At 69.6% G+C, this 23,459-nt stretch carries 25 protein-coding genes and 1 tRNA gene; 19 read left to right on the top strand and 7 right to left on the bottom strand.

From position 1 onward, the window contains the following. Window positions 1–4: 4 nt before the first annotated feature. Window positions 5–2,284 (bottom strand): ATP-dependent helicase HrpB, encoded by a 2,280-nt coding sequence (gene hrpB / locus ACIQF0_RS34580; protein ID WP_401036684.1) that lies wholly within the window; start codon window positions 2,282–2,284, stop codon window positions 5–7. Between the two features lie 26 nt (window positions 2,285–2,310). On the opposite strand from hrpB, the gene ACIQF0_RS34575 reads away from it, so the two are divergent. The 4 genes from ACIQF0_RS34575 to ACIQF0_RS34560 are packed head-to-tail and all read left to right on the top strand — an operon-like array spanning window position 2,311 to window position 6,328. Next, a complete protein-coding gene (locus tag ACIQF0_RS34575) occupies window positions 2,311–3,360 on the top strand; it encodes a glycosyltransferase (RefSeq protein ID WP_401036681.1) in 1,050 nt (349 codons plus the stop codon). Further along, on the top strand, window positions 3,353–4,162 hold the full coding sequence (locus tag ACIQF0_RS34570) for a GNAT family N-acetyltransferase (protein ID WP_401036679.1): 810 nt from the start codon (window positions 3,353–3,355) through the stop codon (window positions 4,160–4,162). Before ACIQF0_RS34575 ends, ACIQF0_RS34570 begins: the two co-directional genes overlap by 8 nt. A gap of 50 nt (window positions 4,163–4,212) precedes the next feature. After that, window positions 4,213–5,499 carry an MFS transporter gene (locus ACIQF0_RS34565; protein WP_360039710.1) on the top strand — a complete coding sequence of 429 codons (1,287 nt, stop codon included), beginning with the start codon at window positions 4,213–4,215 and terminating at the stop codon, window positions 5,497–5,499. A gap of 46 nt (window positions 5,500–5,545) precedes the next feature. Continuing rightward, window positions 5,546–6,328, top strand: coding sequence for a DsbA family protein (locus tag ACIQF0_RS34560; RefSeq protein WP_401036674.1), 783 nt, complete (start codon window positions 5,546–5,548; stop codon window positions 6,326–6,328). Here the strand turns inward: ACIQF0_RS34560 and ACIQF0_RS34555 are convergent. Further along, a complete protein-coding gene (locus ACIQF0_RS34555; protein ID WP_401036672.1) occupies window positions 6,321–7,559 on the bottom strand; it encodes a phenylacetate--CoA ligase family protein in 1,239 nt (412 codons plus the stop codon). The two genes, ACIQF0_RS34560 and ACIQF0_RS34555, sit on opposite strands and share 8 nt — an antisense overlap. Window positions 7,560–7,682: 123 nt before the next feature. On the opposite strand from ACIQF0_RS34555, the gene ACIQF0_RS34550 reads away from it, so the two are divergent. From ACIQF0_RS34550 to ACIQF0_RS34540, 3 genes are all read left to right on the top strand, one after another. Next, window positions 7,683–7,755, top strand: a tRNA-Ala gene (locus tag ACIQF0_RS34550). 214 nt (window positions 7,756–7,969) lie between these two features. After that, window positions 7,970–10,111 carry a DEAD/DEAH box helicase gene (locus ACIQF0_RS34545; RefSeq protein WP_401036670.1) on the top strand — a complete coding sequence of 714 codons (2,142 nt, stop codon included), beginning with the start codon at window positions 7,970–7,972 and terminating at the stop codon, window positions 10,109–10,111. A 51-nt stretch (window positions 10,112–10,162) separates the two neighbouring features. Next, entirely contained in the window at window positions 10,163–10,561 is a 399-nt protein-coding gene (locus ACIQF0_RS34540; RefSeq protein WP_401036667.1) for a hypothetical protein, read from the top strand. Between the two features lie 96 nt (window positions 10,562–10,657). Here ACIQF0_RS34540 and ACIQF0_RS34535 read toward each other — a convergent pair whose 3' ends face one another. Continuing rightward, on the bottom strand, window positions 10,658–10,861 hold the full coding sequence (locus tag ACIQF0_RS34535) for a cold-shock protein (protein ID WP_030475722.1): 204 nt from the start codon (window positions 10,859–10,861) through the stop codon (window positions 10,658–10,660). Window positions 10,862–11,199: 338 nt separating this feature from the next. On the opposite strand from ACIQF0_RS34535, the gene ACIQF0_RS34530 reads away from it, so the two are divergent. Genes ACIQF0_RS34530 through ACIQF0_RS34515 form a run of 4 tightly spaced genes read left to right on the top strand, consistent with a single transcriptional unit; the run spans window position 11,200 to window position 14,205 of the window. Then, a complete protein-coding gene (locus ACIQF0_RS34530; RefSeq protein ID WP_360039721.1) occupies window positions 11,200–11,763 on the top strand; it encodes a hypothetical protein in 564 nt (187 codons plus the stop codon). A 5-nt stretch (window positions 11,764–11,768) separates the two neighbouring features. Continuing rightward, window positions 11,769–12,860, top strand: a complete 1,092-nt coding sequence (locus ACIQF0_RS34525) for a sensor histidine kinase (protein ID WP_401036664.1) — start codon at window positions 11,769–11,771, stop codon at window positions 12,858–12,860. Beyond that, entirely contained in the window at window positions 12,857–13,480 is a 624-nt protein-coding gene (locus tag ACIQF0_RS34520; RefSeq protein ID WP_401036661.1) for a response regulator, read from the top strand. The genes ACIQF0_RS34525 and ACIQF0_RS34520 overlap by 4 nt, the downstream gene beginning before the upstream one ends. A gap of 32 nt (window positions 13,481–13,512) precedes the next feature. Beyond that, complete coding sequence (locus ACIQF0_RS34515) at window positions 13,513–14,205, top strand: excalibur calcium-binding domain-containing protein (protein ID WP_401036659.1); 693 nt, start codon at window positions 13,513–13,515, stop codon at window positions 14,203–14,205. Here ACIQF0_RS34515 and ACIQF0_RS34510 read toward each other — a convergent pair whose 3' ends face one another. After that, window positions 14,206–14,367, bottom strand: a complete 162-nt coding sequence (locus ACIQF0_RS34510) for a hypothetical protein (protein WP_360039733.1) — start codon at window positions 14,365–14,367, stop codon at window positions 14,206–14,208. It lies immediately after the preceding gene. A gap of 142 nt (window positions 14,368–14,509) precedes the next feature. On the opposite strand from ACIQF0_RS34510, the gene ACIQF0_RS34505 reads away from it, so the two are divergent. Continuing rightward, window positions 14,510–15,379 carry a peptidase inhibitor family I36 protein gene (locus tag ACIQF0_RS34505; RefSeq protein ID WP_401036657.1) on the top strand — a complete coding sequence of 290 codons (870 nt, stop codon included), beginning with the start codon at window positions 14,510–14,512 and terminating at the stop codon, window positions 15,377–15,379. A 55-nt stretch (window positions 15,380–15,434) separates the two neighbouring features. On the opposite strand, the gene ACIQF0_RS34500 is transcribed toward ACIQF0_RS34505, so the two are convergent. Next, window positions 15,435–16,661, bottom strand: a complete 1,227-nt coding sequence (locus ACIQF0_RS34500) for a PucR family transcriptional regulator (RefSeq protein ID WP_401036655.1) — start codon at window positions 16,659–16,661, stop codon at window positions 15,435–15,437. A 205-nt stretch (window positions 16,662–16,866) separates the two neighbouring features. On the opposite strand from ACIQF0_RS34500, the gene ACIQF0_RS34495 reads away from it, so the two are divergent. The 7 genes from ACIQF0_RS34495 to ACIQF0_RS34465 all read left to right on the top strand — a co-directional run bounded on the left by ACIQF0_RS34495 (window position 16,867) and on the right by ACIQF0_RS34465 (window position 22,082). Continuing rightward, complete coding sequence (locus ACIQF0_RS34495) at window positions 16,867–17,133, top strand: hypothetical protein (RefSeq protein WP_360039741.1); 267 nt, start codon at window positions 16,867–16,869, stop codon at window positions 17,131–17,133. A gap of 77 nt (window positions 17,134–17,210) precedes the next feature. After that, window positions 17,211–17,861, top strand: a complete 651-nt coding sequence (locus ACIQF0_RS34490) for a hypothetical protein (RefSeq protein ID WP_401036652.1) — start codon at window positions 17,211–17,213, stop codon at window positions 17,859–17,861. A 12-nt stretch (window positions 17,862–17,873) separates the two neighbouring features. Beyond that, on the top strand, window positions 17,874–18,716 hold the full coding sequence (locus tag ACIQF0_RS34485; RefSeq protein WP_360039746.1) for an NYN domain-containing protein: 843 nt from the start codon (window positions 17,874–17,876) through the stop codon (window positions 18,714–18,716). A gap of 69 nt (window positions 18,717–18,785) precedes the next feature. After that, window positions 18,786–19,676, top strand: coding sequence for an ABC transporter ATP-binding protein (locus ACIQF0_RS34480; RefSeq protein ID WP_401036649.1), 891 nt, complete (start codon window positions 18,786–18,788; stop codon window positions 19,674–19,676). Beyond that, window positions 19,673–20,422 (top strand): ABC transporter permease, encoded by a 750-nt coding sequence (locus ACIQF0_RS34475; RefSeq protein ID WP_401036647.1) that lies wholly within the window; start codon window positions 19,673–19,675, stop codon window positions 20,420–20,422. The genes ACIQF0_RS34480 and ACIQF0_RS34475 overlap by 4 nt, the downstream gene beginning before the upstream one ends. After that, window positions 20,419–21,483 (top strand): sensor histidine kinase, encoded by a 1,065-nt coding sequence (locus tag ACIQF0_RS34470; protein ID WP_401036644.1) that lies wholly within the window; start codon window positions 20,419–20,421, stop codon window positions 21,481–21,483. The genes ACIQF0_RS34475 and ACIQF0_RS34470 overlap by 4 nt, the downstream gene beginning before the upstream one ends. Then, window positions 21,480–22,082 (top strand): response regulator, encoded by a 603-nt coding sequence (locus ACIQF0_RS34465; RefSeq protein WP_401036642.1) that lies wholly within the window; start codon window positions 21,480–21,482, stop codon window positions 22,080–22,082. The genes ACIQF0_RS34470 and ACIQF0_RS34465 overlap by 4 nt, the downstream gene beginning before the upstream one ends. On the opposite strand, the gene ACIQF0_RS34460 is transcribed toward ACIQF0_RS34465, so the two are convergent. Next, complete coding sequence (locus ACIQF0_RS34460; protein WP_401036640.1) at window positions 22,079–22,744, bottom strand: DNA alkylation repair protein; 666 nt, start codon at window positions 22,742–22,744, stop codon at window positions 22,079–22,081. The two genes, ACIQF0_RS34465 and ACIQF0_RS34460, sit on opposite strands and share 4 nt — an antisense overlap. A 104-nt stretch (window positions 22,745–22,848) precedes the next feature. Beyond that, window positions 22,849–23,370, bottom strand: coding sequence for an RICIN domain-containing protein (locus tag ACIQF0_RS34455; RefSeq protein ID WP_401036639.1), 522 nt, complete (start codon window positions 23,368–23,370; stop codon window positions 22,849–22,851). Window positions 23,371–23,459 lie beyond the last annotated feature (89 nt).

Genomic DNA, 23,459 nt, shown 5'->3' with positions numbered 1-23,459 from the left:
CGGTTCAGCTCTTGTTGTTATTACCTTTGTCGTAAGGGCGTTCCGGCCAGTGGTGCTTGGGATAGCGGCCCTTGAGCTCGCTGCGCACCCGCAGGTAGCCGTTGCGCCAGAACGACCTGAGATCGCTGGTCACGGCGGTGGGACGGCCGGCGGGGGAGAGCAGGTGCACCACCACCGGAACTCCGGCGATGAGCGGCGTGTCGGCCCACTTCATGGCGTCCTGGAGCCGGACGTGCAGCGCCGGCTGGTCCTGCGTGTAGTCGACTTTGCCCTGGCCGATGCGTTCCGGGGCGAGCTTGTCGAACTCCGCCGCCTCCGGCCACGGCAGCAGACTCCGCAGCAACGCCACCGTGTCGATCTTGGCCAGGTCGGAGCGCTTCTTCGCCTTGCCGAGATCGATCGCGCGGATCACGTGCTCGTCGTCGACGCTCGGCCAGTCGCGGGTCCGGTGCAGGAACGCCATGCGTTCGCGCAGGCGTTCGGCGGCGTCGGTCCACTTGAGCAGGCCCAGGCCTTCGGCTTCGAGGCCGAGGCGGAGTGCCTGCTGCGACTTGGCGAGGTCGTTGAGCTTGCGTTCGCCGAGGCTGATGGCGCCGAGCTTGCGGACCTCGTTCGCGATGACGTCGCCGTTCCAGCGGATGTCGTCGACCGTGTGCACGAGGGCTGCCGCGGCGGTGACGGCGAGTTCCTCGTCGGCCGGCGCGGCGAGGCGGACGCGGCCGTGCTTGCTGCCCGGTTCGCGGTCGGCGATCGCGACCGCCAGCCACTGGAACTGCGAGTCGGTGTGCTCGACGGCCGTGCCGTTGGCCATCAGGTAGACGTTGCTGTTCTTGGAACGGCGTTTCGCCAGCCGTTCCGGGTAGGCGAGGGCGACGACCAGCGCCGGGTCGCCGTTGCCCGCCGGGTTGGAGCCGAGCTTCTCCAGCTTCTTGACCTCCTGCCGCCACTTGCCGGGGGCCTTCAGCGCGGTCGCGAGGTCGGTCGTGGAGGTGTGCGTGCTGTCGTCGAGCAGCGCCACGACCTCGGCGGCGGTCCGGTTGCCCGCGAGCGCGCTGCCGTCGATGAGGGCGCGGCCGAGCCGGGGGTGCAGGCCGACGCTCGCGATGCGGTCACGGCGATCGGGGGCGAGGGCGCCGATGGCGTCGAGGGTCTCCTGCGCTGCCTTGAGCGCACCCTCTGGAGGGGCGTCCCACCAGTTCAGGCCGCTGCCGTCCGGGGTGCCCCAGACCGCCAGTTCGAGCGCGAGCCTGGTGAGGTCGGCGGTCTTGATCTCCGGTTCCGGGTAGCGGGGGAGCGTCGAGTGCTCGTGTTCGGGCCAGCAGCGGTAGACGCGGCCGGGGGCCTCACGCCCGGCTCGCCCGGCGCGTTGCTCGGCGACGGCCTGGGAGACGCGGATCGTGGCGAGTCCGGCGAGACCCCGGCGGTGGTCGACCCTGGGTACTCGGGCCAGGCCGGCGTCCACGACCGCGCGGACGCCCGGGACGGTGAGGCTGGACTCGGCGATGCTCGTGGCGAGCACGACCCGTTGGTTCGTGCCGCGTTTGAGGGCGGCGTCCTGGGTCTGGGCGTTGAGCTGGCCGTGCAGGATCACGGTTTCCACGTTGAGCAGGCTCGCGGTTCGGTTGATCTCCCGGACTCCCGGCAGGAACGCGAGCACGTCTCCGTCCACTTCGGACAGTGCCTTCTTGATGGCCCTCGCGACCGTGGTCTCGATGTGCTCGTTGCGCGCGGGCGGGACGTAGGTGATCGGCGTCGGGAACATGCGCGACTCGGTGTGCAGGACCGGTGCGTTGAGCAGGTCCGAGAGTCGTTGCGCGGCAACGGTTGCGGACGTGGCCAGGAGTTTGAGGTCCGGGCGCAGGCCTGCCTTGGCGTCCAGCAGGAGCGCGAGCAGGAGGTCGGCGTCGAGGTGGCGTTCGTGGACCTCGTCGAGCAGGACCGTGCCGACGCCCTTCAGTTCCTGGTCGTGCTGGAGCCTGCGGACGAGAAGACCGCTGGTCACGACCTCGATGCGGGTGTGCCTGCTGGTCTTGCGGTCACCCCTGACCGAGTAGCCCACGGTGTGGCCGACGGGTTCGCCCAGCAGGCTCGCCATGCGTGCGGCGGCGGCTCTGGCGGCGATCCTGCGTGGTTCGGCGACGATGACCCTGCCTTCGAGCGCGAGCGGGACCAGCGTCGTCTTGCCGGTTCCCGGTGGCGCGACCAGCACGGCGGCCCCGTGCTCCTGGAGTTGTTCCAGGAGTTGGGGGAGAACGGATTTCACCGGGAGATCGGGCAGGTCCACGCCGATGAGTGTGTCAGGGTGGTCGGATGGGGTTGATCGGCGTGGCTACTGGGGTCCTGTCGGTGTTGCGGTCCGGACGGACCGTGCGGCAATGGAGGCACGTGCCGGAGGTGTCGACGTCGTCTGTGGACGCGTCCGTCCTGGCCGTCGTGCCGGCGCGCAACGAGGAAACGACGTTGCCGCGGTTGTTGCCCGGTCTGGTCGGGCAGCCGGGTGTGCGTGTCGTGGTGGTGGACGACGCTTCCGAGGACGGAACGGCCGCCGTCGCGCGGTCACTGGGCGCCGAGGTGGTCGAGTCGGCCGGACCGGCGGCCGGCTGGGCTGGGAAGACGCACGCGATGCATCTCGGCGTCGCGTCCGGCCGTGACGAAGAGTGGTTGTTGTTCGTGGACGCCGACGTGACCTGCACGCCTGACCTGGTCGGACGGCTGGTGGCGACGGCGACGGAACTGGGCGCGGACCTCGTGTCGTCGTCGGCGCGCGGGACCGGGCCTGCCTGGTGGTTCCTGCTGCCCGCGTTCAACACGCTGGTGTTCGAGGGCTCGCCCCCGGACGGTCGCGGGGCCACGGCGCTCGCCGTCGGGCACTGCATCCTCGTGCGGCGGGCCGCGTTCGAGGCCGCCGGTGGCTGGGAGGCGATCGCGGGGACCCACGCGGACGACGTCGGCCTGGGGACGTTGATCAGGGACTCCGGCGGGTTCGTGAAGTTCGTCGACGCCTCGGCGTTGCTGACGACCTCCGGGATCGACACGTTCGGCGACTGCTGGCGGTCGTTGCGCAAGAGCATCCAGCCGGCGTTCCGGGAGATGTTCGGGCCGTGGGGACGTCCGTTGCTGGTGGCCGCGGGGCTGTTGCACCTCGCGTACGGGCTGGTCCCGGTGCTGCGGTGGCGTTCGCCGTGGTCGTGGCTGGCGTGGTTCGCGCAGGCCGTGCCGCACCGCGAGTTCCTGCTGCGGACCGGGCAGCCGGGGACCGCGGCTGTGCTGGCGCCGCTGGCGTGGGCGACGATTGGGGTGTTCCTGTTGGACTGCGCGTTGCGTCCAGGTGCCCAGTGGAAGGACCGCCGCGTTGGTTGACCCGTTGCGCGACCCGGACGACCCGGAGCTGCTCGACCCCTATCAGTCGAGGTCGCTCGCGATCCTGGTGGAAGGGGCGCGGCTCGCGTCCGGCGCCGTCCGGTACGGCAAGGTCGGCAAGGTCGGTTCCGCGGCCGTGGTGATCAACCGCGAGAACCCGCTGCCGTCCGGCAACTTCGGCTGCGCGCTGGACGGGTCGTCCGTCGAGGTCGCGTCGACGTTGTTGCAGCTAGAGCACACGTTCGCCGCGGCGGGGCGCGCGGAGGCGGTCGTGTACGCCTCGCCGACCACCGTGGACGAGATCGAGGGGATCGCCGACGACTCCGGCTGGTACGCGGTCGAGGAGCTGCAGACCGTGGTCCATCGCGGGCCCGCTTCGGTCGTCGACGGGGTGCGACGAGCGGTCGACGCGGACGTTCCTGGGATCGTCGAGCTGCTGTCCGACGAACTGGTCGGCAACCGGGAGCGGTTGTCGCGGTGGCTCGGGCATCGGCTGGACGACCCTCGGTGTCTGGTGATGGTGGTGGACGACGGCGACCGGGTCGGCGGGTTCGTGTCGGGCTTCGCCGAACGCGGCGTGGGCCTGGTCGAGCAGTGCGTGGTGCGTCCGGCGCGACGGCGTCGGGGCGTGGGGCGGTCGTTGGTGGTGTCCGCTGTCTCCGTGTTGCGTTCGTCGGGCGCGATGCTGGTCGCGTCGCAGGTGGACGAGGGTCCGGGGGAGCGGTTCGCCGAGGCGTGCGGGTTCGTCGCGGCCTATCCGGTGACGGCATATGTACGCAGAGTGGATGAGCTGCTCGATTGAGTTAGTTAGTTGCCGCGTGACATATCCTTAGCAGGGCTAAGGGAGGCTTTGTGCGCGAGCGGTTGCCGGTCGAGGTGTGGGTTCTGGTCGCGGCGAGCTTCATCATCGCCGTGGGGTTCGGGATCGTGGCACCTGTTCTGCCGGTGTACGCGTCCTCGTTCGGTGTCGGTCACACCGCTGTCGCGGCGCTGATCAGCACCTTCGCGTTCGTGAGGCTGGCGTTCGCGCCGGTGAGCGGCAAGCTGGTCAACCGGTTCGGCGAGCCTCGGGTGTACATCGTCGGGATCCTGATCGTCGCGTTCGGCACCGCGATGTCCGGGTTCTCGACGAGCTACGCCGAGATGCTGTCGTGGCGCGCGCTGGCCGGTGTCGGGTCGACGATGTTCACGGTCGCGGCCCTCGGGCTGCTGATCCGGATCACGCCGGCGCCGATGCGCGGGCGAGCCTCGGGGATGTGGGCGGCCGGGTTCCTGATCGGCAACATCGCCGGTCCGATCATCGGTGCCGGGCTGGTGCCGTTCGGGCTGTGGGTGCCGTTCGTGTCGTACGGCGCGTTGCTGTGCGTCGCGGCGTTCGTGGTCTGGATCTTCCTCCGGCGGTCGACGCTGGTGGCGCTGGACCGGACCAACACCGAAGTGCCCATGACGGTGCGTGAGGCCGCACGGCACCCCGCTTACCGCGCGGCGCTGGCGTCCGGGTTCGCGAACGGCTGGGCCGTGTTCGGCGTGCGGATCTCGCTGGTGCCGGTGTTCGTCATCGAGGCGCTGGAACACAGCGCGGCCGTGGCGGGCATCTCGATGTCGGTGTTCGCGGCCGGCAACGCCGCGATGCTGTTCCTGTCCGGCCGGATCGCCGACACCCGCGGCCGCAAGCCCGTCGCCATCGCCGGTCTTCTGGTGAGCGGCCTCGCGACGGTCGGGATGGGCTTCACCGGCGACCTGTGGACGTTCATGGCGGCGTCGTTGATCGCGGGCGCCGGAGCGGGCCTGCTGAACCCGCCGCAGAACGCGGTGGTGGCCGACGTCATCGGCGCGCGCGGCAAGGGCGGACCCGTGCTCGCGGGCTTCCAGATGGTGACGGACCTGGGCGCGATCATCGGCCCGATGTGCGCTGGCCTGCTCGCCGACTCGTTCGGCTTCGGAGCGTCGTTCGCCATCACCGGCGCCTCGCTGCTGCTGGCCGTGGGCTTCTGGTTCATCGCTCCCGAGACCCTGCCCACACATGAGGAGGAGCACACGGCCGCCGCGGTGGCGCCGGAGTGCGGCTGCCTCGACGAAAGTGCTGAGGTTCCGACCGGCGAACGCGTCGGCGGCAAGCCTCGTCACCCGGAAGCGTGATTGCGCGCTCAGCTTTCTTTTAGTTTGTGTCGCTACCCTCGTCGCCGTGGGTGGAGCAGAGCGCAGTGCGCGGAAGAAGAAGCAGGCCGCGCGTGCGGTGGTCCAGGCTCGTTCGTCGGGCTCTGACCGCACGAAGGTCATCGCGGGCATCGCGGTCGTGGCGGTGCTCGCCGTCGCCGTCATCGGCTACGTCATCTTCCAGCAGATGAAGCCGTCCACGTCGGCCACGGACGCCATTCCGCTGGCGCCGGCCGACCACACGATCTCGGCGCCCGCCGTCCGCGACGGCAGCAGCGTGCTCGTCGGCAAGGACACGGCCACCGTGACCGTCGACGTGTACGAGGACTTCCTGTGCCCGATCTGCGGCACGTTCGAGAAGACCTACGGCACCGACATCAAGAAGGCCGTCGAGGACGGCAAGGTCAAGATCCGCTACAACATCCTGCCGATGCTCAACCGCGCGTCGAAGCCGGAGGGCTACTCGACCGAGTCGGCCAACGCCGCCCTGTGCGTGGCCGACGACGGCAAGTTCAACGCGTTCCACGCGGCGCTGTTCAACTCGCAGCCCGAGGAAGGCGACGCCGGCTACACCAAGGACCAGCTCATCAAGCTGGGCAAGGAAGTCGGCGTGACCGCCGCCGGTTTCGAGTCGTGCGTGCAGAACCAGACCTACAAGTCGCAGCTGGACGAGCTGATGTCCAAGACCAGCAACGATCCTGTTCTGAAGGACGCCGAGACGGGCCGCTTCCGCGGCACGCCCAGCGTCGCCGCGGGTGGCAAGCTCGTCGACCTGGACAACAAGAACTGGTTGTCCGACTTGGCTAAGTAAGTCCGTCGATCGGCGCCTGGCCCTGGGTCCACCGGGCCAGGCGTTGTGCTTTGCCCACTTCGGTGCGCGGCAGCTTGCCCGGCTCCAGGACGTGCACCTGGCAGGTGATGCCCAGGCGTTCCTTGAGCTTGTTCGTCAGCTGGCTCTTGACGTCCTCCGTGGACTCGACGGCCACGTGCAGCTGCGCCGTGGTGGTCCGGCGGTCCTCGACGATCAGGTAGTGCGGGCTCGCGAGGTCCAGCACGACGGCCTCGATCTCCGTCGGGAACACGTTCACGCCCCGGATGACGAGCATGTCGTCCTTGCGCCCCTTGAGCTTGCTCATGCGCCTGAGCGTTCGCTGCCCTGCTGGCCCGTGCAGCGTGGCCACGTCACCGGTGCGGTAGCGGAGGAGCGGCATACCGGTCTTGGTGAGCGTGGTGAAGATGAGCTCGCCGTCGTCGGTCTCCGGGTAGAAGTGGTCCTCGGCGATGTTGAGAAGCCCTTCGGAGTCAAGGGATTCGCACGCCACGCCGGGCCCGATGATCTCGGACAACCCGTAGATGTCCAGCGCCCTGATGCCCAGCCGCTGCTGGATCTCCTGCCGCATCTCGTCCGTCCACGGCTCGGCACCGAAGATGCCGACCTGGACGGAGTTCTCGCCGAGGTCCTCCGCCAGCCGCAGCGCGTACGACGGCGTGCAGCACAGCACGTCCGGCTTCAGGTCCTCGATGAGCCGGACCTGCCGTTCCGTCATGCCGCCCGACATGGGGATGACCGTGGCGCCGAGCTTCAGGCCACCGTGATGCACCCCAAGTCCGCCGGTGAAAAGCCCGTAGCCGTAGGCGTTGTGGACGATCGAACTCGTGGTCGCGCCCGCACCCTTCAACGCCCTGGCCATCACCGTGGCCCAGACCTCGACGTCGTTGGCGGTGTAGGGGATCAGCGTCGGCCGACCGCCCGTGCCGGACGACCCGTGCACGCACACGATGTCTTCCTGCGGCGCGATCCGCAGCCCGAACGGATAGTGGTCCCACAGGTCCTGCTTGCTGATCGTGGGCAGCAGGTGGATCTCGTCCAGCCGCACGTCTGTGCCGCTCGTCACTCCCGATTCCCTCAGCCTGGAACCCTGGAGGTTGTCCGTGCTCAGCAGGCGGTCGACGAGTGCTCGCAGACGCTGTTCCTGCAGCTCGTGACGGGCCTCGGGGTCCATGCACTCGATCTTCGGGTCAAGCGGTGCTCCGGCGGTCATCACCCGGTCCTACCAGCCTGAATGCGCTTTGGATACCCCCGATTTTTATCTTGTGGCGTCGATGTTGTACGGTATTGCCACACGAGAACGGCAGGGAAACCTACCGGGAACGTGGACCTTCAAGGGGCTGTGGCGCAGCTGGTAGCGCATCACACTGGCAGTGTGAGGGTCAGGGGTTCGAGTCCCCTCAGCTCCACTCGTTCCGAGGGCCGAGAAGTATCTGCAAAAAGCGCAGATCTTCTCGGCCCTCGGTGTTTTCTGGGGGCCGAGCCCCCAGACCCCACGCCGGGGGCAAGCCCCCGGACCCCCGTAGGTTGACCGGCAGGTCGGGGTTCTTGTGTGCCGCAACCATGTTCCGTTTTTGGCTTGGGATGCTGGGTACCCTCGAGCCGCCTTACGGAAGGACACGGGTGGACGACTCGGCGAAGGTCGGTAGGCACGCTCGCGCGGTGCTGGGCGCTGCGGAGGAGTTCCGGGCCGAGGCAGCTGGGGTGCGTGCGGAACCTGATCGGTTGCTTGCGCTTGCCCGCGCGCAGTACGAGGCGGTTCTGGACTCGGTGGTGGCCGAGCGGCTTCGTGCCCTGTCGGTGGACAAGCTGCGGGACACCGAGGCGAACCTGCGGCTGAGCACGTTGAAGGCCGCTGGGTACCGGACTGTGGCCGACGTTGCCGAGGTGCGGCCGGAGCAGCTTGACGGTGTGCCTGGAGTTGGCCGGCAGTCCGCCGAGCAGATCGTGCGGGTCGCCCGTGCCGTTGTTGACGGTGTCGTGCGTGACACGACTGTGCGGCTGAATCCTGACCGTGCTGATCGCGCTCAGACCGAGTTGCTGCAGTTGATGTCCAAGCTGCGCAGGGCCAACCAGCTCGTCGGGCCGTTGCGTGAGCCGCTCGGGGACGTGCTGGGGCGGGTTGACGCCGATGTGCGTGCCGCGTCCCGTGCGTTGAGCCGGGTGCGGATGTTCTTCTCGTTGCGGAAGAACCGGCAGGCCGCCGTCGAGTCGCTCGATCGGCTTGAGGTCCTGCTGGCCAGTCGTGACGTGGCGGCGTTGCGTGCGGTGGGCGCGCAGTTGCGGGTGCCGGATCTGGATCATCGCGCGCTTTGGCGTGACTACGAGCTCGACGCGGCCGCGTACAACACGCTTCTCGCCGAGTTGGCCGGTGCGGACGCGGTGCCGGATCGCAGTGCCGCCAAGGGGTTCGTCCCGGCGGACATCGAGCACGAGGTCGACGCGACCACACTGGACACCAGCCGGCTGAAGGTGGCGCTGCGCGGGTACCAGGTGTTCGGGGCCAAGTTCGCGTTGGCGCGCAAGCGCGTCATCATCGGCGACGAGATGGGACTGGGCAAGACGATCGAGGCCATCGCGGTGATGGCCAGCCTCGCCGCCGGCGGTCGCAAGGGCTTCCTGGTGGTCTGCCCGGCGAGCGTTGTCGTCAACTGGGTCAACGAGATCGCCAGGCACAGCGACCTGGTGCCGCACCGGATGCACGGCTCTGGTCGCGACGGCGCGGTCGGCGAGTGGCTGGCGCAGGGCGGCGTCGGCGTGACGACGTTCGGCACGTTGCCGAAACTGGTGCTGCCGAAGAGGTTCCGGCCGGCGCTGGTCGTGGTCGACGAGGCGCACTACGTGAAGAACCCGGACACGCAGCGCTCGCAGGCGGTCAACACGATCGTGCAGCGCGCGGAACGGGTGGTGCTCCTCACCGGTACGCCGATGGAGAACCGCGTCGAGGAGTTCCGCAACCTGGTCGCCTACCTCCAGCCGGGCGTCGCGGCCCGCACTGGCGCCACCGACGCCGTGGTGGGAGCGAAGGCCTTCCGTCGCGTCGTCGCACCGGTGTACCTGCGGCGCAACCAGGAGGACGTGCTGGGGGAGCTGCCGGAACTGCTCGAGGTCGAGGACTGGGTCGAGTTCGGCAAGCAGGACCGTGGTGCGTACCTCGACGCGGTGCGCGAGGGGAACCTGATGGCGATGCGCCGCGCCGCCTACGCGCCCGGCACGCCCCGTGGTTCGGCGAAGCTGGAGCGGTTGCTGGAGATCATCGAGGAGTCGAGGGACAACGGCTGGAAGGTCGTGGTGTTCTCGTACTTCCACGACGTGCTGGACGCGGTCGCGGAGCACGTCGAGGTCTTCGGCCCCCTGACCGGCGCGACGTCGGCGCAGGGCCGTCAGCAACTGGTGGACGACTTCACGGCGTGCGAGGACCACGCGGTGCTGGTGGCCCAGATCGAGGCGGGCGGCGTGGGCCTCAACATCCAGGCCGCGTCCGTGGTGATCATCGCCGAGCCGCAGTGGAAGCCGAGCACCGAGGACCAGGCGATCGCCCGTTGTCACCGGATGGGCCAGGTCCGCAAGGTCCACGTGCACCGGATGCTGGTCAAGGACAGCGTGGACGCGCGGGTGCAGGAGATCCGGGACCACAAGACCCTGCTGTTCGACCACTACGCGCGTGAGAGCGACACGAAGCACTCGCACGCGAGCGCGCTGGACTCGGCGGTGTCGGTGGAGCAGCGGGTGGTGCGGGCCGAGCAGCAGCGCCTCGGCCTCTAGGACGCACAAATGCGGAGGCGGGCCCGGTGCTGGCCGGCATAGGTTCGCGGGGTGGCCGCCTTCGTCGAACTGCCGCAGGGATCCTGGTGGGACTGGGACGTGGTCTCGTGCAACGCCGGTGAGCTGCGGCTGGGTGCCGGGACCGACCTGGCGTACCACCACGGCCTGGAGCTGGTGTTCCACGATCCGGTGCTCATCCGGTGCCCGGCTGCTTTCCAGGACCCCGTCTTCCGCGCGCCGAGTCCAGACGAGGTGCTGGCGGTGACCCGGCAGCTCGGCGCAGCGCCGCCGCTGGTCCTCGCCTTCGAGGCCGATGCCGGAGGGACCGAACCGGCGACGTCCTTGATCGCGGCCGGCGGTGTGGAAGTAGTTCTGGGAACGGTCTTCCGGTACTGGCGTGACGAGTTGGAGCCGGGGCAGCGCCTGGCGCCGTGGGTTCGTCCTTCCTGACACAGCGCGGACACGACGAAGCCCGGCCGGATGAGTCATCCGGCCGGGCTTCGGTGTCGTCCTGCTTGCCGCTGAGATCAGAGGCGGGCGAGGGGACTAGGCGGGGACGATGTTCTCCGCCTGCGGGCCCTTCTGGCCCTGCGTGATGTCGAAGGAGACCTTCTGGCCCTCCTGGAGCTCACGGAAGCCCTGAGCGGCGATGTTCGAGTAGTGGGCGAAGACGTCGGCGCCGCCACCGTCCTGCTCGATGAAGCCGAAGCCCTTTTCGGCGTTGAACCACTTGACGGTTCCGGTGGCCATGGTGCACTCCAAGCATGAATGTGGCGCCCGCACTGTGCGGGGCCGAGGTAACCCGTCATGGCCGAAGAACACCGAACAGCAAAATGCCCGTGACCTGCGATCACGGGCGAACGGTACTTCGTAGCCATGACAGATGGGCATCACCCTACACGGATCGGCCTCTGAGCGGGCGCCGTACACGCCCCAATCTCCAGGTTCTGCCGTGAATTCGACGCTCGCCAGGCGGTCGGGGGTGCTGGGCACGTGTCGATCGGCACACTTCTGGTCATGACGTTTGACGTCCGAAGTGGCTGATCGGGACTTCGGGGCACGGTGGTGGCGTCCCTAGCGTCGGTCGTGTGACGGACAACAGGATTTTCTTGCCGAGGTTCGGGGCCGCGTGCGGGGTCGTGCTGGCCCTGTCGATCGGAGTGCCGGGGGCTGTGGAGGCCTTCACCGGGGAGACGGCGGTCACCAGTGCGGTGATCGGGCTGGGGACGGCCTTCGGGGCGCCCGCGGTTCTGGCGTTGCACGGGCATCAGGCACACGCGTCGGGGCGGTTCGGGGCGTTCGCGTTCGCCGCGAACCTGCTCGGGCTCGGGTTGTTCACCGGGGTGGCGTTCGCGCTGAACCTGGTGATCTTCTTCCTGGAACCGGGGCAGGTGGCGCCGGTGACCCAGGTGGTGCTGAAGGTGGCCTCGTTGGTGTTCGTGGCCGGCACCGCGTTGTTCGGGGTGTCGATGGTGCGGGCGAAGGTGTTCCCCGCGGTGCCGGCGTGGGGGTACGGGATCAGCTTCGTCGTGCTGGCCGTGTTCGCGGCGCTGCCGGACACGCCGTTGACGGCGCTGGTGCACGTCGCGTGCGCGGTGGTGCTGGTGTGGCTGTCTTCCGCGGTGTGGTCGGCGCGTCCGGCACTAGCCTGAGCGGCATGTTCACCTCGCGGCCCGCGTTCTGGGTCTCGCCTGTGATGTGTGCCGCGGTGCTGGTCGCGGGGGTGTACGCGGCGGTGTCCGGGCTTGGTGACACGAGCGTGCCCCTGCTGGTCGGCGGGCTGGTGGTGCTGGTGGCCGTGGACCTCGTGGAGTTCCGGCGTTATCCGGTGCGCACGCCCAAGGCGGTGGCGGCGGGGCTGTTGGTTTTGCGCGCGGCTCTCTACTTGGGACTGGCCTATGTGGACGGTTCTGGGCTGGCGCGGGTGATGTTGCTGCTCGTGCCGTTCACGGCGTACTTCGCGTTCGGGCAAGGCGTTGCGGTTGTGCTGGCGGTGGCGTGCTTCGCGGTGGCCGTGGTGAGCACTCCGGAGTGGTACGCCGATCTCGAACAGGCGTCGGACCTCGTGATGTTCGCCGTGGGGCTGGTGCTCACCATCACGATGGCGGCGGTGGCGGTGCGCGAGCGCGACGGGCGGATCCGGTTGCAGGAGTCGCATCGGACGGTCGCGGAGCTGTCGGCGGCCGCGGAACGGGCGCGGGTGGCCAGGGATCTGCACGACGACCTCGGGCACCACCTGACGGCGATCGTGGTGCTGCTGGAGAAGGCCGCCGCGTTCCACGACCTCGAACCGGGCACGGCGAAGGCCGCGGTGCTCGACGCCGAACGGTCGGCGCGGCGGGCGTTGGGCGAGGTGCGGGAGTCGGTCCGGTCGCTGCGGTCGTTCCACCTGCCGGCCGCCCTCGACGAACTCGTTGCGGGGCAAGGGGATGTGACGCTCACGGTCAGCGGTTCGCCCGAGGCTCACGACACGGGTGCGTTGCACGCGCTGTATCGGGCGGCGCAGGAGGGCATCACGAACGCGCGCAGGCACGCTGCGGCGGGCAGCATCGCCGTCGCGGTCGAACTCGACGCCGAGCGGGCGCGGCTGACGGTGGCCGATGATGGACGCGGCATGGGTGCCGCGGCGGAGGGGTTCGGGTTGCTCGGGATGCGGGAACGGGTCGCGCTGGCCGGCGGACGGGTCGACCTCGTCAGCTCGTCGGCCGGCACGCGGCTGACGGTGACGATTCCGGTGAGGACGGCGTGACGCGCGTGCTGGTCGTCGACGACCAGCGGTTGATCCGGGAGGGCATCGCGTCGCTGCTGGGGCTGCAACCCGGCATCGAGGTCGTCGGCACCGCCGCGGACGGGCACGAGGCCGTGGAGCAGGCGGTGACGCTGGCCCCGGACGTGGTGCTGATGGACGTGCGGATGCCCGGCCTCGACGGTGTGGAGGCGGTGGCGTTGCTGCGCCGGCGCGCGCCCGCCTGCAAGGTCGTCATGCTGACCACGTTCGACGACGAGGACTACGTGGTGCGTTCGCTGCGTGCGGGCGCCACGGGCTATCTGCTCAAGGACCTGCCGTCGCAGGAGCTCGCGGCGGCGGTCAAGCTCGCCGCGGCGGGCGTGGCCCAGTTCGACCCGGCCGCGGCGGCCCGGCTGGCGGCGGTGCTCGGCCGGTCCGACGGCCACCGCGAACCGCTCACCGTGCGCGAGGTCGAGGTCCTGCGGCTGGTCGCGAGCGGGGCGACGAACAAGGAGATCGCCGAGCGCCTCCACCTGTCGGAGGGCACGGTGAAGAACCACATCTCGCGCATTCTCGGACGGCTCGGGCTGCGGGACCGGACGCAGGCCGCGCTTTATGCCCAGTCGCACGGACTTGTGTAACGACGCGTGGCGAAGGTCGCGATGTGGCGGCCATGACCGATTTCCAGCAGCTGTCGAGGACAGCCGCGATCGCTGCCGGTGTCCTGCTCGTGGTGTCCGCGTGCGGCACGCCGGAGCCCACCCGGCTCGCGGCCGGCCTCACCACCACGACCACGACCGCCAGTTCGGCCGCCGCGACGACCACGCCTCCGCCGGTGACCGTGGAGTCCATCGTGGACGGTCGGACGGCGATGTTGTCCAACGGCACCACGGTTGTGCTGTCCGGACTCGCGCAGCCCGGCGAGTGCTGGGCCGCGTCGGCCGTCGAGTTCGCGACGAAGACCCTGGTGGGCACGTCGGTCCAGGTCGCGGACTCGCGACTGCTACTGGCCGACGGCAAGGACTACGCGGCGCTCGCGGTCAGCCAGGGCGCCGGCCGGGCGATCGCCGGGGCGGACACGGCGATCCAGGTCGCGGAGACGGCCGCCAAGAAGGCCGCTCTCGGGTTCTGGGGACCGTCGTGCGGCGGGCTCGACGTGAAGCCCGCGCCCGTCGTGGCACCGCCCGTCGCGCCGCAGCCAGTGGTGCCGCAGCCGGAACCAGCGCCCGCACCCCCGCCGCCCGCAGCCGCGTACTACGCGAACTGCGCCGCCGCGAAGGCCGCCGGTGCGGCGCCGCTCTTCCGGGGACAGCCCGGCTACCGGGCCGCTCTCGACCGTGACGGGGACGGCAAGGCCTGCGAGTAGCTAGAAGCCGCCGCGCTCCAGCACGTTGCGCGCCTCCCGCAGTTCACGGCCGCCCTCGGCCTCGTCGAGGGCACCGGGCAGCGGCGGGTTCGTGTCCTTCTCCGCCACCCACTCCTCCGGTTTCGGACGGTCGGGCAGCGCGTCCCACTTGTTCTCGCTCATGAATCCAGTGTGCCCTGACAAAGCGGTGGCCGCCGGTGTCAGCGGAATGTCAGCGGCTCTCGCGATCCTTCAGTCGAAACGAAGCTTCCCCGGCACGACTGGGGTGTGCTGGGGCCGGTAAAACGGGACAAAGGGTTCAATCGTGCTGAAGAAAACCATCTTCGTGGCATTGATGGGCGCGCTGGTCAGCGCGTCCTTCGGGGCGGGCGTCGCGAACGCGGCGACGGACCGCAACGGCGTCTGCGAGTCGGGCGAGTTCTGCCTCTACTACAACAGCGACCAGGCCGGTTCGGTCTCGGACTTCGCCGGGTCGATCTCCGACTACGGTGACAGCCAGCCGTCCTGCTACGAGTTCAAGAGCGCGGGCAACGGCCAGGGCGTGTGCGTGAAGAACAACGCCGCCGCCGTCTGGAACCGCACCAGCGGGAACGTCACCGTCTACTACAACAGCGGCTACGCCGGCGCCAACCAGACGTTCGCGTCCGGTGCCAAGGGCAACCTCAAGGCGGAGCTCAAGAACGAGAACGCCTCGCACCGCTTCGGCGCGGGCAGCGACCCGGACCCGGACCCCGGTACGGGCACCTACCCGACCCCGCCGACCAACAACCAGCCGTCCGAGGCCGTTCGCGCGCCTCAGGCCAGCAAGCGGACCGCGTTCGTGCGCACGCAGATCGCCGACCTGACCGGTGAGAAGCAGTGCTACGTGGGCGACTACCGCTCCGGTGAGTCGTCGACGAGCAACCACAACACCGGCAACGCGCTCGACTGCACCATCTCGAACGCGATCGGCCAGTACCCGAACGCCACGCAGAAGGCCCAGGGCTGGAAGCTCGCCTACTGGCTGCAGAAGCACGCCGTGAAGCTCGACGTCCGGTACGTCATCTGGCAGGGCAAGATCTGGAGCGTCGCCCGCGCGTCCGAGGGCTGGCGCAAGTACACCGTCGCCACCGACGTGACCGGTGGCCACTACGACCACGTCCACGTCTCGATGCAGAACCCGTACGGCGACTGATCTGAGTCGTTTCCCGAAAAGGCGAGCGCATCAAGCGCTCGCCTTTTCGGCGTTTTCAGGACCTCAGGTCGTGAACGATCAACGACGCCGAGAGCAGCCGGATGTCGGTGGGATCAGCCGGGTTGTAACCGGTGAGCTCGGTGACGCGGCGAAGGCGGTAGTTGAGCGTGTTGCGGTGCAGGTGCAGCTCGTCGGCCGTGCGGTGGCGGTTGTGGTCGCTGTTGATGAACGTCCGGAGCGTGTGCAGCAGGTCGGGGTGCTCGGCCAGCCGGTCCATCACGCGAGCCAAGCGCTTGCGGCCGGGGCCGGGACGGCAGAGCTGGTACTCGAGCAGCACGTCGTCGAGGACGTACGCGCCGGGCGGACGTCCGAGGCGCTGGGCCAGTTCGGCGATGTCGGCGGCCTGACGGGCGGCGGCGGGAACGTCCTCGCGGTGCTCCGCCACGGCGATTCCGCCGGTCAGGACGGTGCCGGCGGCGGTGTGCAGGCCGCGGACCAACGCGGCCGCTTCTTCCAGGTCTGATTCGACGGTCTCCGCGGTGGTGGGCAGCAGCACCGTTCCGCCATCGTGGTCCAACGCCGAGAGGGCGTGTTTCGGCAGTTCAGCCCGTAGGCGCCGCACGAGACCATGGACTGCGAGCCGTGCGTCGGAGCCCTCGGCCAGTGCCGGCGCCTCGACGCGCACGGCGACCACGACGTGGTGGCTGGACAGCTCCAGCCCGATCCGTTCGGCCAGCGGCTCGGCCTCCCTGCCGGTCAGCAGGGCCGCGACCAGCGCACGACCGGCCTCGCGGCGTTCGGCGTGCAGGGCCTGCTGCTCGGCGAGGTACGACCCGGCCACGGCGGGAACGGCGACGCTCAGGTACCGCAGCAGCGCCGGCACCGTCGCCAGCAGGTCGGGAATCTCGTCCGGCTCGGCGACGGCGGCCATCGCCTCCCAGCCGACGGTCGCGGCGACGTGGTAGGTGCTGAGCACGATGTCGAGCGGAACGCCCTGCTGGGCGCGGCGCACCGCCGTGGCGATCTGCATGTCGAGCTCCTCGGGCGCCGGAGACCGTTGTTCTCGCAACGAGCGCAGGAAGACCTGGAGGTGCCGGGTCACCGCTTCGGTGATCTCGCGGTCGACCAGCTGGTGCGGCAGCTGCCGGTACGTCGCGGATCTGGCGAAGAACGCCTCCAGCACCTTCTCGGCGATGCTCGGGATCTGCGTCGCGGCCCGGTCGTACAGCGGCGAGGCGGGGTCTGGTGCCTGGATGTCGACCACCGCCAGAGGCTTGCGCATCCGTGAGTCGCAGGCGATAGCCCGTTCCGGTGTGGTTGGTTGCACGAAAGAGGGACACCTCCGTTGTGCACGTGCCCCAAACATTTGACCCTATCGAGTGATGGACGATGAGGACGGCTCCGTCGCGCGGTCAGAATCAGGCGTTGTGAGCAGCGTCGAGGAATGCATGAAGTTGTTGCTGCGTCGCGGGTTTCGGCGGTCTGTCGTGCGTGATCAATTCACGTGCGTCAACGCGGTGATGTTCAGACGGGTGTGGCGTGGCACCAATGAGACGGTGCTCGCGTTGTCGGAGTCAGAGGCCCTGGCGTATCGCGTGGCCGAGGGCGACGCGGATCCATCGGACCCGTTCGTCGTCGATCCCGATCTGACGATGTGGCAGTGCGGTGGCGAGTTCCTGGACGTCGCGGGCCAGTTGCTGGGGCTGCCCGCCGCGCCGGGACAGTCCGCTTTCGACCGGAATTCCGGCGGGTGACGTACCGCCGTTGATGCGTTGAGATGGAGTTCGGCTGCCGCCTGTGTGAACCCTGTGACCACACAAGGAGCAACCCGATGCGTCTCATGGCGATCGCCGGTGTCACCGTTCTGATGGTGGCCGGCATCCAGCCCGCGGCCCACGCCGGTCCGGTGGGCAGCGGTTGGACCGAGCACAGTCCCGCGTGGAACCTGCAGATCCAGAGCAAGGGCGTGATCACGTCCTATCCGAGCAGCACCACCAGCGCGTCCGGGCCCGGCGGCTCCTACTCCCGTTCGGGCGGGGTGCAGACCTTCAAGCTGGTCAACAACGGTTCCAACCGGGTCGAGGCGCGGATCCAGGACAACTACCGGACCGGGCAGCGGCAGTTCGAGGGCGAGCTCAAGGTCACCGCGGGCACGGACGACGAGAGCGCCATGCAGATCTTCGGCAACGACGGTGACGGCGCCACCACGTTGATGATCAGGTCGTTCTCCCGCGGCGGCGGCACCCTGCGTGGCGGAGGCAAGGACCTGATCAGCGGCATCAACGGCAAGTGGGTGCGGATCAACGTCACCCACAACGCCACCGCGACGGGCGGCAGCTACTCGATCCACATCAACGGCGAGCAGGTGCACACGGCCGACGGTCCCAAGGGCGACCACTACTTCAAGTACGGCGTGTACGGCACGTTGAAGGCGTCGAGCGCCGAGCACCAGTGGCGCAACGTGCACTTCTACCGGAAGTAGTAATCTCGTCCGGTGGGTGAGACCGACCGGATCGGAGTGTTCTACGACGGCACGTGGTTCGCCTACCTGAGCGATTTCTACGCCACCGCGCACCCCAGGGGCGCGCGCATCTCTCTTGACGGCCTGCACGACGCGTTGCGCTGGTACGTCCACACGGAGACGGGTCGTCCATTGGACGAGTGCGTGGTCGCCGAGGCGCATTACGTTCGCGGTCGCATCGACACTCCCGCCGAATCCTTCGACCGGGCACTGGCTGCCGCCGGCATCACGCGGCACGACCTGCCGTTGCACAACGGCAAGGAGAAGGGCGTCGACGTCCTGCTCGCGCTGGAGGCGTGGGACCGGGCGACGACGGTGCCGTTGCAGTGGGTCGTGCTGCTGACCGGTGACTCGGACTTCGCGCCGCTCGCGGAGAGGCTGACGGCGCGGGGCGTGCGCGTGATCGTGCCGGTGGTGGACATCCAGACGGTCCACAAGCCGCCCGCCTGGACTCCGCGGACCGCGGCGCCGTTGCGGGCCGCGACGCCGTTCACGCCGGGGTTCGACGCGCTGTTCGCTCCCGGTGACCAGGCCGACTACCCGTTGCGGCGCGCCTTCGTGCGGTCGTCGCAGGCGGTGGCGTCGCCGGTGGGAGCGCCGCGCGGCCGTCGCAAGGGCACGGTGGCCAGCTGGAAGACCGGGCAGGCGCACGGGTTCATCACCGACACGCGCGGCGGGTCGTGGTTCGTCTCGCGCGACGAGCTGCCGTCGGGGCTGACGCTGTTGCTGGCGGGCACGACGGTGTCGTTCACCGGGTCGCCCTCGCCGTTGCCCGGCCGCAAGTACCCGAGGGCGCAGGCCGTCCGGCCCGAATGACAATTGTCATCCCGACGTCGTGACGCTGCCTCACTACTGGTGAAAGCCCGCTCCGACCAGGCTTGACGCATGGAAACGGTGCTCGAGGTACGGGGAGCGCGGCACGACTACGGTGCCACGCGAGCGTTGGACGGTGTCGACCTCGACGTCGGCGCGGGGGAGTGCGTGGCGTTGCTCGGGCCGAACGGCGCGGGCAAGACGACGCTGGTCAACCAGGTGATCGGGCTGCTGCCCGCCAAGGCCGGTTCGGTGCGCGTGCGCGGTGGAGATCCGCGGGTCGCGGCCACCCGGCGGCACCTCGGGGTGGTGCAGCAGTCGCTCGGGTTCCCGAACACGTTGAAGGTGTCCGAGCTGGTCACGGGGGCTGCGGTGCGGGCGGGCAAGCCTCGGGCGGCCGCTGGGCCGGTGATGGCCGAGCTCGACCTCGTCGACCTGGCCGGACGGCGGGCGGCCAAGCTCTCGGGCGGCCAGAAGCAACGGCTGCAGCTCGCGATGGCGCTGGTCGGCGACCCGTTGCTGCTGGTGCTGGACGAACCGACGGCGGGTCTGGACGTGCCCGCCCGCAAGCGGTTCTGGCAGATCCTGGCCGAACGGCGGGAGCGCGGGACCGGCGTGCTGCTCACCACGCACCTCATCGAGGAGTCGTCGGCCGTGGCCGACCGGGTCGTCGTGCTCGACCACGGCCGCGTGCTCGCCGAGGGCACGCCGGACGAACTGGTCGCGCGGCTGCCCGACCGCACGGTCATCGCCCGGACGGGTCTTGGCTTGGAGCGCCTCCAAGCGCTGCCTGGTGTCGTGTCGCTGCGCAGCGACGGCGAGCACGTCCACCTCGGGACGCGCGCGCCGGAGGCGTTGCTGCGGGTGCTGCTCGCGGAGGACCCCGGACTGACCGACCTGCGGGTCGAGGGCGCCGGGCTGGAAGAGGCAGTGGCCGGTCTGATCGAGAGAGGTGCGGCGTGACCGCGGACATTTCCGGGAAGGTCTTCGGCGTCGAGCTCGCGGACGAGCTGCGGGGCATCGTCCGCGAGCCGGCCGCGTTGTTCTTCTCCATCGTCATGCCGGTGGCGTTCTTCGCGCTCTTCGTGTCGCTGTTCGGGAAGTTCAGCGACGGCGGGCTGTCCTCGGGCACCACGATGATCGCCACGTTCGGCGCTTTCGGCGTGATCTCGGTCGTGCTGATGAACCCCGGCATCGGCGTCGCGGCAGACCGGGAACGCGGCTGGCTGCGGGCGAAGCAGGTGTCCGCGGTGCCGATCGGCGTGACGCTGGCGGCGAAGGTGGTGGCGGCACTTCCTTACGCGGCAGGGGTGTTGGTCGCGATGACGGCGACGGCGGCCGTGACGGGCGCGTTGAACGCGCCGTTGCCCGCGCTGCTCAGGGTGCTGGGGGTGCTGGTGGCCGGCGCGCTGCCGTTCGCGTTGCTGAGCCTCGCGATCGGGTTCCAGGTCGGTTCGGGCGCCGCGGCCGCCGTGCTCAACGCGATGCTCATCCCGTCCGCCGTCGTGTCCGGACAGTGGATGCCGCTCGACATGATGCCCGCGTTCTTCCGTGACGTGGCACAGTTCTTGCCGACCTACCACCTGTCGGAGCTCGCTCGCGCGCAGCTCACCGGCGGTCCCGTGCTGACGCATGTACTGGTGTTGCTGGGCACGGCGATCGTGGCTGCGGTGCTCGCGGCCGTGTCGTATCGTCATGCGCGGTCATGAGAAAAGTCGCTGGGATCTCCCGCTGGTTGCACCTGATCTACCTGGGGAACCTGCTGTGGGCACCGATCTTCGACCCGGCCACGGACTGGGTGGACTGGGCGCTCGTCGCCGTCGTCGCCGTGGCCTTCGTCCCGATGTACGTGCTGGCGTGGCTGCGGCCGGACCGCGTGCGCTGGTGGTGCCTGGTGCCGACGGTCGTGCTCGGGGCGTTGGCCACGCCGTTCAACGCCGGTGCCGCCGTGCTCTTCGTCTACGCGGGGGCGTTCGCCGGCCTCGCGGAGTCGCGGCGGGTGGCGATGCGGTGGTTCGTCGGCCTGACCGCGTTGATCTGCGTGTTCGGCGTGGTGTCGGTGGTCGAGATGCCGTACCGGCTGTGGGCGCTGCTGCCGTCGTTGATCTTCCTGTGGGTGATCGGCATCGTGCAGGTCGAGTGGTCCGAACGGGACCGCGAGGGATCCGAGCTGCGCATCCGCACCGCGCGGATCGAGCACCTCGCCACCCTCGCCGAACGGGAGCGCATCGCCCGTGACCTGCACGACCTGCTCGGCCACACGCTGACCGCGATCATCCTGCGCGCCCAGCTCGTCGCCGCGGATCCCGCACGGGCGCAAGAAGAAGCGGCCGAGATCGAACGCACCGCCCGTGCGGCGCTGGGTGAGATCCGCGACGCCGTCACCGGCTGGCGCAGCGCGTCGCTCGACACCGAACTGGAGGCGGCGCGCACCGCGTTGGCGAGCCTCGGCGTCGAGGTCGTCGTGCGCAGGGATCCCGAACTGGTCATCGTCGGCTCGACCGAGCACGAACTGGCGCTCGCGTTGCGGGAGGCCGTCACCAACGTGGCCCGGCACGCGAACGCCAGGACGTGCCACATCGGTGTCGAGGCCCGCGACGGCGAGCTGCGGCTGGTGATCGCCGACGACGGCATCGGCGGCCACGCGGCGGAGGGCAACGGGCTGACGGGCATGCGCGAACGGATCGCCGCGCTCGGCGGCCTGGTCGGGCGCACCGCGACGGCCGGCACCACCGTCACCATCGCCGTCCCGCTGAAGGTGGCCACGTGATCAGGGTCGTGCTGGCGGAGGACCAGGCGATGGTGCGCGGCGCGTTCGCCCAGCTGCTCGACCTGCAGCCCGACGTCACGGTCGTCGCGACCGCGGGCGACGGCGACGAGGCCCTTGCGGCCGTGGCGGAACACCGGCCCGACGTGCTGCTCACCGACATCGAGATGCCGGGCAGGACGGGACTGGACGTCGCCCGGGAACTGAGCTCCCGAGGCGACCCGACGCGCGTCCTGATCATCACGACGTTCGCCCGCAGCGGGTACCTGCGGCGCGCGATGGACGCAGGCGTCGCGGGGTACGTGCTGAAGGACGCGCCGATCGCCGACCTGGTCTCGGCGTTGCGGCGCGTCCACGCCGGCGAACGCGTCGTCGCCGCCGAACTCGCGATGGCCGCGTGGGACAGCGCCGATCCGTTGACACCGCGCGAACGTGAGTTGCTGCAGGAGGTCACGACCGGCGCGAGCAACGCCGATATCGCGGGCCGGCTCAACCTCGCCGAGGGCACGGTCCGCAATTACCTGTCGACCGCGATGGCGAAACTGGGTGCGCGCAACCGTTCCGAGGCGGCGAACACCGCCCGCGAACGCGGCTGGCTCTAACCCTTGCGCCGCACCATCTCGTTGATCCAGATCGGCGCGAACGGCGACGTGCAGCCCGGCGGCGTCGGGTAGTCCTTGAGGACCTCCAGGCGTTCGCCGATCCCGAGCGCACGGGTGCGCAGCGGTGGGTGCTCGATCCCGATCTGCGCCAGGCAGTGGTTCATCGCCCACTGCAGCCGTTCCGGGGCGTCCTTCATGTCCTTCTCGACGACGTCGAGCAGACCGTCGAGGTCCAGGCCCTCCGGCTGCTTCGCCACGCGGTCGACGGTCAGCGCCCAGCCCGCGCTCGTGACCACCGGGTCCGGGTCGGCGAACCACAGCACGCGCAGCTCCTCGGTGTGCGGGCTCTTCTTCACGACGTAGTTCACGAGCCAGTCGTGCACCTTGGGCCGCCGGGCCTCGCGCAGCATGGTGTCGAGCTGGTCGCGGGAGAACGCCTTGGGGCGGCAGATCAGCAGCGCCAGCAGCCGGGCCGCGGTGTCGCCCGTCGCCCACAGGTCGAGCGCGAGGTCCTGCTGGGTCTTGAGGCGCTTCGCGATCGCCCGGAGCTTGCCGAGGTTCACACCGTGGTCGTCGCCGTGCTTCTCGTTCACCGCACGGGCTTTCGGGTCGTCGAGCGCGGCCAGTTCGGCCACCAGCTCCGCCACCGTGTCGTCTGCCACCGCTTGACCTCCCGCTCGCCACCGACGCCCGACAGCCTACGAGCCGGAACGCCGGAAGGCGGGTTGTGCCTCCGGCAAGAGGCACAACCCACGTGAGGGGGCGATCAGCCGATGGTGAAGAGCTGCGCGCGGTGGGTGGCGCAGGTGTCCTGGTGCAGGATCGAGTTGTTGTCGAAGTCGCGGCCCGCGATGTCCAGGCACAGGCCGCTGTGACGCGCCCGGAACTTCACCGCGCCGAAGTCGGTGGTCTCGACCAGGAACTGCTGGTTCCACTTGGTGGCGCTGCAGGTGTACTGGATGGCGTCGGCGGTCCGGTCCTGGCTCGAGTCCCAGATGTCGATGCACTTGCCGCTGTGCGCGGCCTTGATCCGCACCGCGCCGCTGCCGTCGCCGACCTGCTCCAGCGTCCACTGCTGGTGGGACTTCGACGCGTCGCAGGTGTACTGGGCGATCGCGGCCTTGTTGGACCGGCTGCCGTCGGCGACGTCGAGGCACTTGGCGGAGTTGGAGTTGCGGATCAGGTCGTAGCTGACGGCCGCGGACGAGGTGCCCGCGCCGGCGAGGGCCACCGCGGCGGCCGTCAGTGCGATCGCGGCGCTCGTGCGGCGAAGAAACGTCCTGGACATCGTGCCCTCCGAAGATCTGCTGACGATCGGTCCCTGCGACCGATCTGTCGGGAATGACACTGGACGTCCGGTGTTCGGCAGATCTTCGG

The sequence above is a fragment of the Lentzea sp. NPDC092896 genome, from assembly GCF_044754905.1.
Taxonomy (GTDB): Bacteria; Actinomycetota; Actinomycetes; order Mycobacteriales; family Pseudonocardiaceae; genus Lentzea.
This window is presented reverse-complemented; position numbering and strand designations above follow the sequence as displayed.

Coding starts and splice junctions, on each gene's coding strand:
- ACIQF0_RS34575 (WP_401036681.1), top strand. CDS start 2,311: ATGGGGTTGATCGGCGTGGCTACTGGGGTCCTGTCGGTGTTGCGGTCC.
- ACIQF0_RS34480 (WP_401036649.1), top strand. CDS start 18,786: ATGGAAACGGTGCTCGAGGTACGGGGAGCGCGGCACGACTACGGTGCC.
- ACIQF0_RS34535 (WP_030475722.1), bottom strand. CDS start 10,861: ATGGCCACCGGAACCGTCAAGTGGTTCAACGCCGAAAAGGGCTTCGGC.
- ACIQF0_RS34515 (WP_401036659.1), top strand. CDS start 13,513: ATGACCGATTTCCAGCAGCTGTCGAGGACAGCCGCGATCGCTGCCGGT.
- ACIQF0_RS34470 (WP_401036644.1), top strand. CDS start 20,419: ATGAGAAAAGTCGCTGGGATCTCCCGCTGGTTGCACCTGATCTACCTG.
- ACIQF0_RS34510 (WP_360039733.1), bottom strand. CDS start 14,367: ATGAGCGAGAACAAGTGGGACGCGCTGCCCGACCGTCCGAAACCGGAG.
- ACIQF0_RS34555 (WP_401036672.1), bottom strand. CDS start 7,559: ATGACCGCCGGAGCACCGCTTGACCCGAAGATCGAGTGCATGGACCCC.
- ACIQF0_RS34500 (WP_401036655.1), bottom strand. CDS start 16,661: ATGCGCAAGCCTCTGGCGGTGGTCGACATCCAGGCACCAGACCCCGCC.
- ACIQF0_RS34525 (WP_401036664.1), top strand. CDS start 11,769: ATGTTCACCTCGCGGCCCGCGTTCTGGGTCTCGCCTGTGATGTGTGCC.
- ACIQF0_RS34490 (WP_401036652.1), top strand. CDS start 17,211: ATGCGTCTCATGGCGATCGCCGGTGTCACCGTTCTGATGGTGGCCGGC.
- ACIQF0_RS34455 (WP_401036639.1), bottom strand. CDS start 23,370: ATGTCCAGGACGTTTCTTCGCCGCACGAGCGCCGCGATCGCACTGACG.